The 12,771-nt window shown below is 60.3% G+C and carries 14 protein-coding genes; 8 read left to right on the top strand and 6 right to left on the bottom strand.

All coding sequences use genetic code 11. The features are described 5' to 3' along the window. Nucleotides 1-78: 78 nt before the first annotated feature. From K3756_RS09595 to tpiA, 7 genes are all read left to right on the top strand, one after another. Entirely contained in the window at nucleotides 79-975 is an 897-nt protein-coding gene (locus tag K3756_RS09595) for an SPFH domain-containing protein (protein ID WP_259986949.1), read from the top strand. Beyond that, nucleotides 972-1,256 carry an NfeD family protein gene (locus tag K3756_RS09600; protein ID WP_259986950.1) on the top strand — a complete coding sequence of 95 codons (285 nt, stop codon included), beginning with the start codon at nucleotides 972-974 and terminating at the stop codon, nucleotides 1,254-1,256. The genes K3756_RS09595 and K3756_RS09600 overlap by 4 nt, the downstream gene beginning before the upstream one ends. A gap of 82 nt (nucleotides 1,257-1,338) precedes the next feature. Beyond that, a complete protein-coding gene (locus tag K3756_RS09605; RefSeq protein ID WP_259986951.1) occupies nucleotides 1,339-1,698 on the top strand; it encodes an SUF system Fe-S cluster assembly protein in 360 nt (119 codons plus the stop codon). 115 nt (nucleotides 1,699-1,813) lie between these two features. Continuing rightward, a complete protein-coding gene (locus tag K3756_RS09610) occupies nucleotides 1,814-2,419 on the top strand; it encodes a hypothetical protein (protein WP_259986952.1) in 606 nt (201 codons plus the stop codon). A gap of 64 nt (nucleotides 2,420-2,483) precedes the next feature. Further along, on the top strand, nucleotides 2,484-3,206 hold the full coding sequence (locus K3756_RS09615; protein WP_259986953.1) for a DUF3307 domain-containing protein: 723 nt from the start codon (nucleotides 2,484-2,486) through the stop codon (nucleotides 3,204-3,206). A 56-nt stretch (nucleotides 3,207-3,262) separates the two neighbouring features. Then, entirely contained in the window at nucleotides 3,263-3,607 is a 345-nt protein-coding gene (locus K3756_RS09620; RefSeq protein WP_259986954.1) for an iron-sulfur cluster assembly accessory protein, read from the top strand. A 91-nt stretch (nucleotides 3,608-3,698) separates the two neighbouring features. After that, complete coding sequence (tpiA, locus tag K3756_RS09625) at nucleotides 3,699-4,451, top strand: triose-phosphate isomerase (RefSeq protein WP_259986955.1); 753 nt, start codon at nucleotides 3,699-3,701, stop codon at nucleotides 4,449-4,451. Between the two features lie 103 nt (nucleotides 4,452-4,554). On the opposite strand, the gene K3756_RS09630 is transcribed toward tpiA, so the two are convergent. From K3756_RS09630 to K3756_RS09650, 5 genes are all read right to left on the bottom strand, one after another. After that, on the bottom strand, nucleotides 4,555-5,931 hold the full coding sequence (locus tag K3756_RS09630; protein ID WP_259986957.1) for a TRAP transporter large permease: 1,377 nt from the start codon (nucleotides 5,929-5,931) through the stop codon (nucleotides 4,555-4,557). 3 nt (nucleotides 5,932-5,934) lie between these two features. Then, nucleotides 5,935-6,615, bottom strand: coding sequence for a TRAP transporter small permease (locus tag K3756_RS09635; RefSeq protein ID WP_259986959.1), 681 nt, complete (start codon nucleotides 6,613-6,615; stop codon nucleotides 5,935-5,937). Between the two features lie 82 nt (nucleotides 6,616-6,697). Continuing rightward, nucleotides 6,698-7,693 carry a DctP family TRAP transporter solute-binding subunit gene (locus tag K3756_RS09640; protein ID WP_259986960.1) on the bottom strand — a complete coding sequence of 332 codons (996 nt, stop codon included), beginning with the start codon at nucleotides 7,691-7,693 and terminating at the stop codon, nucleotides 6,698-6,700. A 237-nt stretch (nucleotides 7,694-7,930) separates the two neighbouring features. Further along, complete coding sequence (locus K3756_RS09645) at nucleotides 7,931-9,163, bottom strand: sigma-54 dependent transcriptional regulator (RefSeq protein ID WP_259986961.1); 1,233 nt, start codon at nucleotides 9,161-9,163, stop codon at nucleotides 7,931-7,933. Continuing rightward, on the bottom strand, nucleotides 9,160-10,887 hold the full coding sequence (locus tag K3756_RS09650; protein WP_259986962.1) for an ATP-binding protein: 1,728 nt from the start codon (nucleotides 10,885-10,887) through the stop codon (nucleotides 9,160-9,162). Before K3756_RS09650 ends, K3756_RS09645 begins: the two co-directional genes overlap by 4 nt. 73 nt (nucleotides 10,888-10,960) lie before the next feature. On the opposite strand from K3756_RS09650, the gene K3756_RS09655 reads away from it, so the two are divergent. Then, nucleotides 10,961-12,154, top strand: coding sequence for a cytochrome P450 (locus tag K3756_RS09655; RefSeq protein WP_259986963.1), 1,194 nt, complete (start codon nucleotides 10,961-10,963; stop codon nucleotides 12,152-12,154). A 77-nt stretch (nucleotides 12,155-12,231) separates the two neighbouring features. Here the strand turns inward: K3756_RS09655 and K3756_RS09660 are convergent, their stop codons facing one another. Continuing rightward, on the bottom strand, nucleotides 12,232-12,693 hold the full coding sequence (locus K3756_RS09660; protein WP_259986964.1) for an Lrp/AsnC family transcriptional regulator: 462 nt from the start codon (nucleotides 12,691-12,693) through the stop codon (nucleotides 12,232-12,234). Nucleotides 12,694-12,771 lie beyond the last annotated feature (78 nt).

A 12,771-nucleotide genomic window follows, 5' to 3' on the forward strand; every position in this document is an offset into this window, starting at 1 on the left:
AGCAAGCCGCTACATCTTGCAATCACGCCAAATTGAACCCATATCTTGTATGAGATAGCGCTTTGAGGAGTACGATTAGTGCCTATTGAAGAATTGATACTGAATGCCATCCAGAGCAATCTGGTGTTTCTCCTGCTGGCTGCGCTTTTGGCGACGTTGGTGTTCAAGGCCGTCAAGATCGTCCCGCAATCTGAGCAGCATGTCGTCGAACGCTTCGGCAGGCTGCGCTCGGTGCTGGGGCCGGGCATCAACATGATCACCCCCTTCATCGACAAGGTTGCGCACCGCATCTCAATCCTCGAACGCCAACTCCCCACAGCGAGCCAGGATGCGATCACCCGCGATAACGTTCTGGTGCAGGTGGACACATCCGTTTTCTACCGGATCATCGAGCCGGAAAAGACGGTCTACCGTATCCGCGATATCGATAACGCGATCGCCACGACCGTCGCCGGTATCGTACGGGCCGAAATCGGCAAGATGGATCTGGACGAAGTGCAGGCGAACCGCTCGGCGCTCATCGCGACGATCAAAACCAACGTCGAGGATGCAGTCGAAAACTGGGGGATCGAGGTGACGCGCGCCGAAATTCTCGATGTGAACCTAGATGCGGCGACCCGCGCGGCCATGATGCAACAGCTGAACGCAGAACGCGCGCGCCGCGCCCAGGTGACCGAAGCCGAAGGCTCGAAACGCGCGGTCGAGCTGGCTGCTGACGCAGAGCTTTACGCCTCCGAGCAGACGGCAAAGGCGCGCCGCGTGCTTGCGGATGCCGAAGCATATGCCACGCAGGTCGTGGCGGATGCGATCAACGAAAACGGACTGGAAGCGGCGCAATACCAGATTGCTTTGAAGCAGGTCGAGGCTGTCAGCGTCATGGGAGCCGGTGAGGGCAACCAGACGGTCATCGTCCCCACGGAAGCACTCGCGGCCTTTGGCGATGCGTTCAAACTGCTCAAGGGAGGTCGGGCATGATTGCTGCCGAAGGCATCCTGAACATCTGGTGGGTCTGGGTCTGTGTGGCCCTGGCGCTTGGCCTGCTTGAGCTTTTTGCGCCGGGCGCGATTTTCCTCGGGTTCGGTCTGGCCGCACTTGCCATGGCAGGTGTCACCGCTTTGGGCCTCGTCAGCAACCCCGCGGCGTTGCTGGCTCTTTTTGCCGGTCTGGCGCTGGTGGCGTGGATCATTCTGAAGTTTGTCTTTCGTCGGCAATCCAGTGGTGCACGTGTGGTAACCCGCGATATCAACGAAGGTTGAAAAATAGCGCAGGGTGCGTCCCTTTACGCCCCTGCCCGCAATCCCTATATAAAAACTCAGGAACAGCTGAGACGAGGCGCAGATGACCGAACAGACCCCAATGGAAGGCACCCCGCTGATTGCCCCTTCCACCACAGATCACCCGCTCTATGAACAGGTGGTCGATGCCTGCCGGTCCGTCTATGACCCGGAAATTCCGGTAAATATCTACGAATTGGGCCTGATTTACACCATCGACATCAATGACCAGAACGAGGTGGACATCAAGATGTCGCTGACGGCACCGGGCTGTCCTGTCGCGGGCGAAATGCCCGGCTGGGTCGCCGATGCTGTCGAACCCATCGCAGGCGTCAAGCAGGTCGACGTGGCCCTCGTCTGGGAACCCCCGTGGGGCATGGACATGATGTCGGACGAAGCGCGTCTGGAACTGGGCTTTATGTAAGCCGCCCCCTGATTTGATTTAATACGGGTCGCTCTGCCGGGCGGCCCGTTTTGCATTTCTTGCCACGCGGTCGACGGGCTGGCAGACTGACGCCAACAAAGAACACGAGGCAGACATGCAGGACTGGGCCGTCTTTACGGGTGATATTGTCAAATCCACCGCCATGTCGCCGGATGCGCTGGACGCGGTGTTCGCCGCGCTCGCGCGTGCCGCGGCGCAGATCGGCAAGTGGCAGGGCACGACCGTGCCATTCGCGCGGTTCCGCGGCGATGGGTGGCAGATGGCGGTTGATCCGAAATACGCGCTGCGCGGCGCCCTTCTCGTGCGCGCTCTTGTCAGGGCGACGGGCAAAAATCACGACACACGCATCGGTATCGGTATCGGCGCAGGAACGGTCACCGAGGGTGATGTCACCGCGGCGGACGGACCGGCCTTCGTGGCATCGGGTCACGCGCTCGACACGATGAACCGCCACGCCCATTTGTCCGCGCCCGGCGCAAATGCTCCCCTGCGCGCAGCGGCCCCTCTGGCCGACCGGATCGCACAAGGCTGGACGCCCAAGCAGGCCGAGGTTGCCGCGGCCCTCCTCGCCCCCTCTCCGCCGACGCAAACCGCGCTCGCGGAACAGCTGGGGCGAAGCAGGCAGATGGTGCAAAAGCAGGCCGAAGGGGCAGCGCTCAGCGATCTCATCGAAGCGTGTGAAGTGGTCGAAGCGCAATGAAGCATCGAATGGTTGCAACGGAAAATAGCAACCAAAAACCATTGCAATTCGGGAAAGCCACCCCATGAATATCCTGCTCATGCCCCTCCCTACGATCGAATTGCTGATCGCGCTGGTGACCGCCCATCTGCTGGCCGATTTCGTGTTTCAGACAACGCATATGGTGCTCAATAAACAGCGCCCGCTAATCCTGCTGATGCATGGGCTGCACGTTTTCGCACTAACCGCCCTTCTGTCCGGGGGGGCGATGCTGCTGGCGCTGGGCGTCGCCCTCAGCCATGTGATCATCGATGCGGTAAAGGTCCATCTGGCTCCCGACACCCTGCGGACCTACCTGCTGGATCAGGCGGCACATTTCGCCGTGCTGCTCGGCGCGGTGGTCTGGCTGCCTCTTTGGCTGCTCGAGCCCCTCTGGCCCCCCTTGTCGGCAGACATGATACAGATTGCGCTGGTCGTCAGTGGCCTTATCACCGCCAGTCTGGCCGGCGGTCCCGCTGTAGGGCATCTGATGGTGCGCTTCAAGGCGCACGCACAACCCGACGGGCTTGAATACGCAGGCCGGATCATTGGCGTGATGGAGCGCGGATTGATATTCCTGATGGTGATGATCGGCGAGCCTTCCGCAATCGGTTTTCTGATCGCGGCAAAATCGATCCTCCGGTTCGATACCGTGTCCCGCGACCAGCGGCTGAGTGAGTATGTGATTATCGGCACATTGGCATCTTTCGGTTGGGCCCTCGCTGCCAGCTTTGCCACGATGGCCACATTGGCCGCACTGGGCTACTAGCCCCTCTTGAGCTTACCCCCCCGCGCCCTTATCTTGACCTCAAAGGAGCACCACACATGTTCGGCATTCCAGGCAAGCAGGCCGTCACCATCACCCCGAAAGCAGCGGGCCAGATTTCCAAGCTGATGACCAGCGCAGGCCATGCCGGTTTGCGCATCGGCGTCAAAAAAGGCGGATGCGCGGGTATGGAATATACGATGGAATATGTGGATACGCCCGATCCGAACGACGAAGTTGTCGAACAGGACGGCGCGCGTGTGATGATCGCTCCGATGGCGCAAATGTTCCTTTTCGGTACAGAAATCGACTATGAAACGACACTTCTGGAATCCGGTTTCAAATTTAAAAACCCCAACGTGACCGAGGCATGTGGCTGCGGCGAGTCGATCAAGTTCGACTAATACCCCCCTTCGGCCCCCAGAGCACCTCGATTGTGCGTCCGGTCGCAGAGTGCTAGGCACACGAAAGCAAGCACTCAAAAACGGGGATCACATGCGACGCAAACTTGCCGCCGGCAACTGGAAAATGAACGGCCTGCGCGCCGATCTGACCGAGCTCGACACCCTTCACAAGGACCTGCCCGACCTCGGGCCGACCGAGGTCGCAATCTGCGTACCGGCGACACTGCTGCACGCCGCGGCGACAGCGACGGGCGAAAGCGCTATTGCCATCGGTGCCCAAGACTGCGCGCCGCAGCAAAAAGGCGCCCACACCGGAGACATCTCCGCTCCGATGATCCGGGATACAGGTGCGACATTCGTCATCATCGGCCATTCCGAAAGACGCGATGACCACGGCGAAACCGACGCGGATATCGCGGACAAGGCTGCCGCGGCATGGGCCGCGGGTCTCACCGCGATCATCTGCTGCGGCGAAAGCCTTGCAACCCGCGAGGCAGGCACGACGCTCGATCATATCGCCACCCAACTCACAGGCTCCCTGCCCGACGGGGTGACCGCGCAGAACACGGTCATCGCCTACGAACCCATCTGGGCCATCGGCACGGGGCACGTCCCGACACAAGAGCAGATCGCCGAAGTTCACGATTTCATCCGCGCACAGCTCGACGACCGTTTCGGCGCAAAGGTCGCGGACAATATCGCCCTGCTCTACGGCGGCTCCGTCAAAGGCAGCAATGCCACTGAAATCTTCGCGGCAGAAAATGTCGACGGTGCACTCGTCGGGGGCGCATCGCTCAAGGCATCGGACTTTCTGCCGATCGTGGCGGCGCTTGCCAACAGCTAGGCCAGACCGCCCCTTCATCTTGCCCTTTAAACTCAATCCCGAACGCACCACGGGCGCGGCACCTGCGATGGTCCGCGCCCGTTAGTCTTTCATGCTTCCCGGATCAGTTGGTGATGATTTCGGGGCCCATCATCAACGTCGGCAACCACGTGGAGATGATCGGGATATACGTCACCATGATAAGGAACACGAACAGCACCGCGAGAAACGGCAATGCCGCACGCACCACTTTCATCATCGGCATGTTCGCCACGCCGGATGTGACAAACAGGTTCAGACCGACGGGTGGGGTAATCATCCCGATTTCCATGTTGACCACCATGATGATGCCCAGATGGATCGGGTCGATGCCCAACTCTATCGCGATCGGAAAGACCAACGGCGCCACGATGACCAACAGGCCCGAGGGCTCCATGAACTGCCCCCCGATCAACAGGATCACATTCACAATGACCAGAAACATCACCGGCCCAAAACCGGCATTCAGCATTGCAGCAGAAATCTGCTGCGGGATCTGCTCATCGGTCAGCACGTGCTTGAGGATCAACGCGTTCGCGATGATAAACATCAACGTCACCGTCAACTTGCCTGCATCGAACAGCGTATTCTTCGTGTCGCGGTGAAAGAAGACGGTCACCAGTGCCTTGGGTTTCTCGAGCAGGTTCAGGTTGCGTCCCTCACCCGCGACATGAAGCGGGCCCATGTCTCGGTACACGAAGGTCGCGATCAGAAAGGCATAGACCGCCGCAACCGCCGCCGCTTCGGTCGGCGTAAAGATACCGCCGTAAATACCGCCAAGGATGATGACGATCAGAAACAATCCCCATCCTGCCTCTTTGCCCGAAGCCCAGACTTCCCCCCAACCCAACCAATCGCCTTTTGGCAGGTCCTTCACCTTGGCGATGATGTAGATCGTCAGCATCAGCATCGTGCCCGCCATCAGACCCGGGATCACACCGGCCAGAAACATCCGGCCGACCGAAACATCCGTCGCAGAGGCATAGACCACCATCACGATCGACGGCGGGATCAGAATGCCCAGCGTGCCCGCGTTTGCGATCACGCCTGCCGCGAATTCCTTGGAATAGCCGACCTGCCGCATTCCCGCGATCACGATTGACCCGATGGCCACCACGGTTGCAGGCGATGACCCCGACAGCGCGGCAAACAGCATACAGGCAAACACACCGGCAATGGCCAGCCCGCCCGGAAGGTGCCCGACAAGCGCGATGGAAAACCGGATAATCCGTTTGGCCACACCGCCCGTGGACATGAACGATGACGCCAGAATGAAGAACGGGATCGCCAGCAGCGTGTAGTGCCCCGCCATCGCCTGAAAGAAGGTCTGCGCGATAGAGGCCATCGACGTGTCGCTCAGCACCAGCAGAAAGACGATGGAGGACAGGCCAAGCGATACGGCAATCGGAACGCCGATCAGCATCAGACCGACTACCATCGAGAAAAGAACAACAACTTCCATGACTTATCGCTCCGCGTTCATGTGCTTGACGTCATCGATGGCGTCTTCGGCTTCGTGGCTGACAATCAGGGATTTCTGGCGACCCTGCACAACTTTGATCAAAGCCTGAACAAACCGCAGCAGCAAAAGTGCGGCACCGAACGGCAGCATCGCGTAGGGCAGAAAACGCGGCAGCTTTTCGTAGGCCTCGCCCTCGTTCATGATGGGTTCGATAAACCGCAGCCAGTCGGGAATGGGAATGTCGATGACCTCGTACCAGGCCTGATCACGACTGTTTTCGAAACCCGTGGGGAAAAAGCGCCCGGACGTGGCATCGAGCCCTGCAAATGGTGCCCAGTAGTCCCACGCGCCCTTGAACAAAAGCCCCGCGTAGATCACGCAGATCACACCGGCCAGAACCGCGAGCACCCTGCGCGGCCCATCGGAAAAAAGATTGATGACGGCATCCACACCGAGGTGGGCCGTGACCTTCACCGCATAGCTCATCCCGAACAGAACCAGCCATGCAAACAGAAAGGTCACCATTTCAAGGCCCCAGATCAGGCCGGTGTTAAAGCCGTATCGCAGCACCACGTTGATAAAGGTGATGATTGTCATCAGCCCGAGGATAAGCGCGATGGCCGTTTCCTCGATTTCACTGATGATCCGCGACAAGCCGGTCTCTTCGCGTTCGTGCGACGCCATGCGGGTGTCCCCCCGTTGTCGAGATGTTGGATAAAGGATCGCCTGCCCCCGGTCGTGCCGGGAGCAGGCGTGCCAGTCACACTTAGTGTTTGGCGTTGATCGCCTGTGCGGCGTCAATGTTTTCCTGGCCTACGTCGCCCTGAAACTGCTCCCAAACGGGTTTCATAACGCTGACCCATTCGGCGCGCTGTGCGTCATCAAGTTGACGTACGACACCACCGGCATCGATGATCGCCTGCTTGGCTTCCGCGTTCACAGCTGTGGATTCAGCGTTGCGGGCCGCTGTGACTTCTTCGACAATCGTCGCCAGCTGGTCACGCACGTCGGCATCCAGGCTGTCCCACCAATCGGTCGAGGTCACCAGCATGTAGTCGATGATGCCGTGGTTGGTTTCGGTGACACCGTCCTGAACTTCGAAGAACTTCTTGCCATAGATGTTCGACCAGGTGTTTTCCTGACCATCCACAACACCGGTCTGCAGCGCGCCGTAAACTTCGGAGAAAGCCATCGGTTGGGGTGAGCCACCGATCGCGGCCATCTGCGCCTTGAGCACATCGGAGTTCTGGACGCGGAACTTCAGGCCATCGGCGTCACTGGGCGACATGAGCGCCTTGTTGGCGGACATCTGCTTCATGCCATTGTGCCAGAATGCCAGACCCAGCAGACCGCGGCGGGTCATCGATTCTTTCATCGCCTGACCTGTTTCGGAGTTCTGGAATTCATCAACCGCGTCGATGTTTTTGAACATGAAAGGCAGATCGAAGATGCGGAATTGCTTGGTGAACTGCTCGAACTTCGACAGCGACGGCGCGGCCATCTGCACGTCACCCTGCAACAGCGCCTCAAGCACCTGGTCATCATTGTAGAGCGTGGAGTTCGGGAACACTTCCATGCACGCCTTGCCGTTCATCTCTTCGTTGACACGGCTTTCCAGCAAGGAAGCAGCAATGCCTTTGGGGTGCTTATCGGTGTTCGTCACGTGGCTCAGCTTGATGACGATTTCGCCATCATCGCAAGCGGCAGCGACTGCGCCAGCGGATACGGACAGGGCCAATGCGGCCATGGTGAGAAATTTCATGGTGTCTCCTCCCAGAGAGTTGGTGATTGGCGGCGTTTGCGCCGCGCTGATGCAAGTGTGCGGTGCTTCACACGGCCAATCAACACGCATGATCGGCTTCAAAACGATTTTGTATAACTGTTTTATTTCAACGCACTACGCGGTTTTATTCCGGAGCCCGCCCGACAATCGTGCGAAATTCCGCACGACCGGATGCACGGGTTGTGCGAAAATCCGCACACATTACGCAGGCGCGAGTCAGTCGCGGAATTCGTCGGGGCGCACACCATAACGCGTGCATTTATCGTAGAACGTCTTGCGCGGGAGTTTGAGCGCACGGGCGGCTTCCGATGCCTGACCACCGGCACGGCGCAGGGCGTTTTCCAGCAAGGTCTGCTCGACCTGCGCCATCTGCTCGGCGAGGCCAAGATGTGCATCGGGGGTCGGTCCTGTGTCGCCCATCCCGACCACAAACCGCATCGCTTCCGTCATCAGCGCACGCGCGTTGCCCGGCCATTCCCGGGCCATCAGGGCCGCTTCGATTTCCGGCGTTATTTCGGGTGGTTTCTGGCCAGACTGCTCCGCCGCCTGGCTGACATAATGCCGAAACAACACAGGAATGTCTTCGGGACGCTCAGCGAGCGCGGGTATGCGCACAGGGCTGACATCGAGCCGGTAATACAGGTCTGCATGGAACAGACCGCTGTCGGCCTGCTCCTGAATGTCCTGCGTGGTTCCGGCGATGATGCGGGTGCTGGCGGGGGTCTGCGTAGCCTCGGCGAGGGCCAGTTGGCTTTGCGCAGGCAGGCGGCTGATCTCGTCTAAAAATAGGCTGCCCCCGTCCCCATCACGCAAGGCCTGCGCCAACCCGTCTGGATCGAGCCCCGCAGCGGCGCGTTTGATAAAGGGCCGCTTTGATCGCAGGGAGCTGAGATGGATCACCTCGGCCACTTTGGAAATGCCGCTGCCCGGCGCGCCCGAGATCAGCACATCCGCATCAAGCTGCGCCACGCGCCGTACACGCTCGCGCAGCCGCTGCGCCAGCGCAGAATTGCCGTAAAGCATCCGCGCAGCCGGATCACCCGATTCAACCAGATAGCGCAGCTTGCGGTTTTCCAGCACAAGCGCGCGCGTCTTGAGCGCCCGTTCAACAACGGCGATCAAATCCTTGGCAGCACAAGGTTTTTCCAGAAAATCAAACGCGCCTTTTGCCATTGCCTGTACGGCCATCGGGATATCGCCTTCCCCCGTCAGCAAAATCACCGGTAAATCGGCGTCTACGTCGTGGCTGTGCGACAGCAGGTGGAAACCGTCCCGCCCCGGCATGCGAATGTCCGATACGATCACACCCGCAAAATCAGGCGCGATATGATCCCGCGCGACGACAAATGATCCTGTCGGAATGCAGGTCAGATCGGCAAGTTCGAGCGTCTGCGACAGCGCCTCCCGAATGGCGGGATCATCATCAACCAAAAGCACATTGCGGGTCACGCGGCCATCTCCTCGGTCATCGGCAGCAGGCTGACAGTAAATTCAGCGCCCGTGCCGATGTTGGCACCGCGGATTTCCCCCCCCAGACTGTGAACGATGGCATAGCTGATCGACAGCCCCAGTCCCAGCCCCTTGGCTGCGCCGACTTCCTTGGTCGAATAAAACGGGTCGAACATCTGTTCCGGCGCATTGATGCCCGGTCCGCAGTCAGCCACCGAAACAGTTACGCGTTCGCCGGTCTCGACAATGATCCGCAACGCACGCTCAGATTGGTCCGCCATCGCATCAAGCGCATTTGTAACCAGATTGACGAAAACCTGCCCGAGCCGCACTTCGCCGCCGCGCACCCAGACCGGATGGATGGGCGCGGTATAATCCAGCGTCACACCCATCTCTTCGCGGCGGGTCTTGGTCATATCCAGCACCGCCTCGAGCACGGCGCCAATCTCGACCCGCGTCTGCTGCACCGTTTCCTGTTTCGAAAAAGCGCGCAGGTTCTTGATGATGCGTCCCATGCGGCGGGCCATATCCGCAATCCGAACCAGATTTTCGCCCGCTTTGCCCGTGTTGCCCCGTTCCAGAAACTGGACCCCATTTTCCGCGAAGGACCGGATCGCCATGAGCGGCTGGTTCAACTCGTGACTGATGCCCGCGCTCATCTGGCCCAAGGCGGACAGTTTGCTGGCCTGCACCAATTCGCTCTGCGCCTGCGCCAGCGCGTCCTGTGCCTCTTCCCGCTCTGCGGCTTCACGGCGCAGCTCTGCGTTGATTTCGCGCAAAGCCCGTGTGCGTTTGATAACCCGCGCTTCAAGCTCCGCATTGGCCCGCGCGAGGGTACGCCGCCTTTCCGTGGCGAGAAACAGCAAAGCGCCAAACGCGAGAAGCAACGCCGCCACCGCCGCCGCCTGGCTCAGAGCAAGGCTGCGCACCGGTGCCACATCAAGCAGCGCCTCGCCCCGCATCCCGATGACCGGCACGTCCTGCGCAAGATGCAATGCCTCACCGGGCAGATAGCGCCCCCAGCCCAGACGCCAGATTTCGAACCCGCCTTGCATCCGCACGTCGAAATCGGTTTGCGCCCCGTCGGGCGGCTGTAGTCCCGGTGCGCCGTCGGGACGCTGCCAATACAGCAGCTCGGATCTGTTTGACACCTGAACGCGGCCTTGCCCGTCGGTGAAAAAGACCGCCGGCGTATCGCCTCGCCAGCTGTAATCGATGCCGCGCAGGTCGGTGGACACCAGCAAGGCGCCCAAGACCCCGCCGCCGCTTCCGAATACGGGGGCCGCATTGAAATAACTGCGCCCCCCAATGCTGCCGTATCCGCGACCCAGCGCACCGTTCAGGGCACGCTGCACGTAGGATTGCGCACCCAAAGCGCCCTGCCCGTTCGCGGCTGAGGCCAGCACATCGCCCGATCGCGCGATCACCATGACATCGAGCGCTGCAGTCTGGTCTGCGACCTCGCGCAGCAAAGCTGTATCCGCGACCACGGGCCCGCCACGGCGCAGGATATCGACCACCTGCGGGTGATCGGCCATCACCACCGCCAAGTCGCGGTAGCGTTGCAACTGTCCCACCAGCCGGTCGCTCGCCAGAGCAAGATCGGCCTCACCGCGCGCGGCCAGCTGGCGCATGCCCTGCTCCGACGCCACGCGCCACACCACCGCCGTCGCAGCAGCCACGGCAAGCGCAAAAAGCACGACAATCGTGCCCCGTCTGATCATTCCATCCTTCATAGAAGCACAGACTACGCAGCCGCTCTTGCAAATGCCAGTCCGGCAGGTTTTTGATGCGCGGATGAAGAGAGTTTCCCAATCCCCGCTCGATCCGGCCTTTGTGCAGAACCCCTATCCTTTCTACGCCAGCGCCCGCAGCGCCGGCCCCGTAGTGTATTGGGAGGACTACAACATGCTGGCAGCTTTTGACGGCAGGACGGTGGCAGCGCTGCTGCGGGACCGGCGTCTGGGCCGGGAAGTTCCCGCGGATCAACGCCGCCCGGTTGCGGATCATTTAACGGATTTCGACCGCGTGGAGCGTGTGTCCATGCTCGAACTCGAGCCACCAACCCATACCCGGTTGCGCAGCCTTGTTTTGCGGGCCTTTACCAGCCGCCGCATCAAAGGGCTTGAGCCGGATATTCACGCCATCTGCCATGAGCTGCTCGACGCGATGCCCGCAAACGCCGAGGTCGATCTGATCACGGCCTATTGCACGCAGTTGCCCGTGCGCATCATCGCGCGCCTGCTCGGCGTCCCCGAAAACATGTCCGACCAGCTGTTGGCGTGGTCAAACGATATGGTGGCGATGTATCAGGCGGGCCGGGACCGGCGGATCGAAGAAGCCGCCAACACGGCCGCTGCCGAATTCACCACGTTTCTGCGCGCCTATATTGACGCCCGCCGCGACGATCCCCGCGACGATCTGATCACGAGCCTTATCGCCGCCGAGCAGGACGGCGAAAAACTCGACCTCGATGAATTGATCGGAACCTGTATCTTGCTGCTCAATGCCGGTCATGAGGCGACGGTCCACAGTTTGGGCAACGCGGTGAAATGCCTGCTGGATCACAACACGCCGCGCGATGCGCTCGGCCCTGACCATATCGCTGCCACGTGCGAAGAACTTTTGCGGTTCACCCCGCCGCTGCATATGTTCGACCGGATCGCCTACGAAGACATTCAGCTGGGCGATGTGACCTTGCGCAAAGGCGACAGGATTGGTCTGGTTCTTGCGGCGGCAGGGCGCGATCCGGCGCTTTTTGACAATGCGGACCGGTTTGACCCCACCCGCGACGCCAAGGCCCATGTCGCTTTCGGCGGTGGTCTGCATTTTTGTGTCGGCGCACCGTTGGCACGGATGGAGATGCATATTGCGCTGCCCGCTTTGTTTGACCGCTTTCCCGGTCTGACCCTCACGCAGAGGCCAAAATTCGCCAACACCTACCACTTTCACAAGCTCGACAGGCTGATGGTGCAGACCAAATCGTTGTAGGCTGGCAACCTCGTCTGCGTAATCGGCCCGGCCTGCGGCCTGCATCATCGGAGGGCATCACGCGCGTGTTCACCGGATTACAGCGGCAGCATCGTGGTTGATTTGATCTGCTCCATCGACAACAGCGCTGTCACGTTGTGCACTTTCACTTCTGAAATCAGCGCCTGGTAGAACCGGTCGTAGGCGCGCGCGTTTTCGACGCGGACCTTCAGTATATAATCAATGTCGCCTGCAAGCCTGTGGGCCTCCTGCACCTCGGCGCGGTCCTGAAGCGCCTTGAGGAACCGCTTTTGCCAGTCCGCCTCATGCTCTGACGTACGTATCAGGACGAAAAAGCACGCCTCGAACCCCAGCGCGTCCGCATCCAGCACAACTGTCTGCTGGCCGATCACTTCAGCTTCGCGCAGTTTGCGAATCCGGTTCCACACGGGCGTCTTGGAGGACCCGACCGCCCGCGCAATATCGTCCAGCGATTGGCTGGCGTCGCGCTGCAGTTCCGCCAGTATTTTCCGGTCTGTGTTGTCTATCCGGACGCTCATTCCAATTCTCCGTTGTTTGGAGACCGCACGTTCCTTTCGGCCTCCCTGATGGAACATACGTTCTTATCTGTACGCCGG

This window comes from Sulfitobacter sp. S190 (assembly GCF_025141935.1).
GTDB lineage: Bacteria > Pseudomonadota > Alphaproteobacteria > Rhodobacterales > Rhodobacteraceae > Sulfitobacter.

Coding starts and splice junctions, on each gene's coding strand:
- K3756_RS09660 (WP_259986964.1), bottom strand. CDS start 12,693: ATGAGCGTCCGGATAGACAACACAGACCGGAAAATACTGGCGGAACTG.
- K3756_RS09630 (WP_259986957.1), bottom strand. CDS start 5,931: ATGGAAGTTGTTGTTCTTTTCTCGATGGTAGTCGGTCTGATGCTGATC.
- K3756_RS09600 (WP_259986950.1), top strand. CDS start 972: ATGATTGCTGCCGAAGGCATCCTGAACATCTGGTGGGTCTGGGTCTGT.
- K3756_RS09615 (WP_259986953.1), top strand. CDS start 2,484: ATGAATATCCTGCTCATGCCCCTCCCTACGATCGAATTGCTGATCGCG.
- K3756_RS09655 (WP_259986963.1), top strand. CDS start 10,961: ATGAAGAGAGTTTCCCAATCCCCGCTCGATCCGGCCTTTGTGCAGAAC.
- K3756_RS09635 (WP_259986959.1), bottom strand. CDS start 6,615: ATGGCGTCGCACGAACGCGAAGAGACCGGCTTGTCGCGGATCATCAGT.
- K3756_RS09640 (WP_259986960.1), bottom strand. CDS start 7,693: ATGAAATTTCTCACCATGGCCGCATTGGCCCTGTCCGTATCCGCTGGC.
- K3756_RS09650 (WP_259986962.1), bottom strand. CDS start 10,887: ATGATCAGACGGGGCACGATTGTCGTGCTTTTTGCGCTTGCCGTGGCT.
- K3756_RS09620 (WP_259986954.1), top strand. CDS start 3,263: ATGTTCGGCATTCCAGGCAAGCAGGCCGTCACCATCACCCCGAAAGCA.
- K3756_RS09610 (WP_259986952.1), top strand. CDS start 1,814: ATGCAGGACTGGGCCGTCTTTACGGGTGATATTGTCAAATCCACCGCC.
- tpiA (WP_259986955.1), top strand. CDS start 3,699: ATGCGACGCAAACTTGCCGCCGGCAACTGGAAAATGAACGGCCTGCGC.
- K3756_RS09605 (WP_259986951.1), top strand. CDS start 1,339: ATGACCGAACAGACCCCAATGGAAGGCACCCCGCTGATTGCCCCTTCC.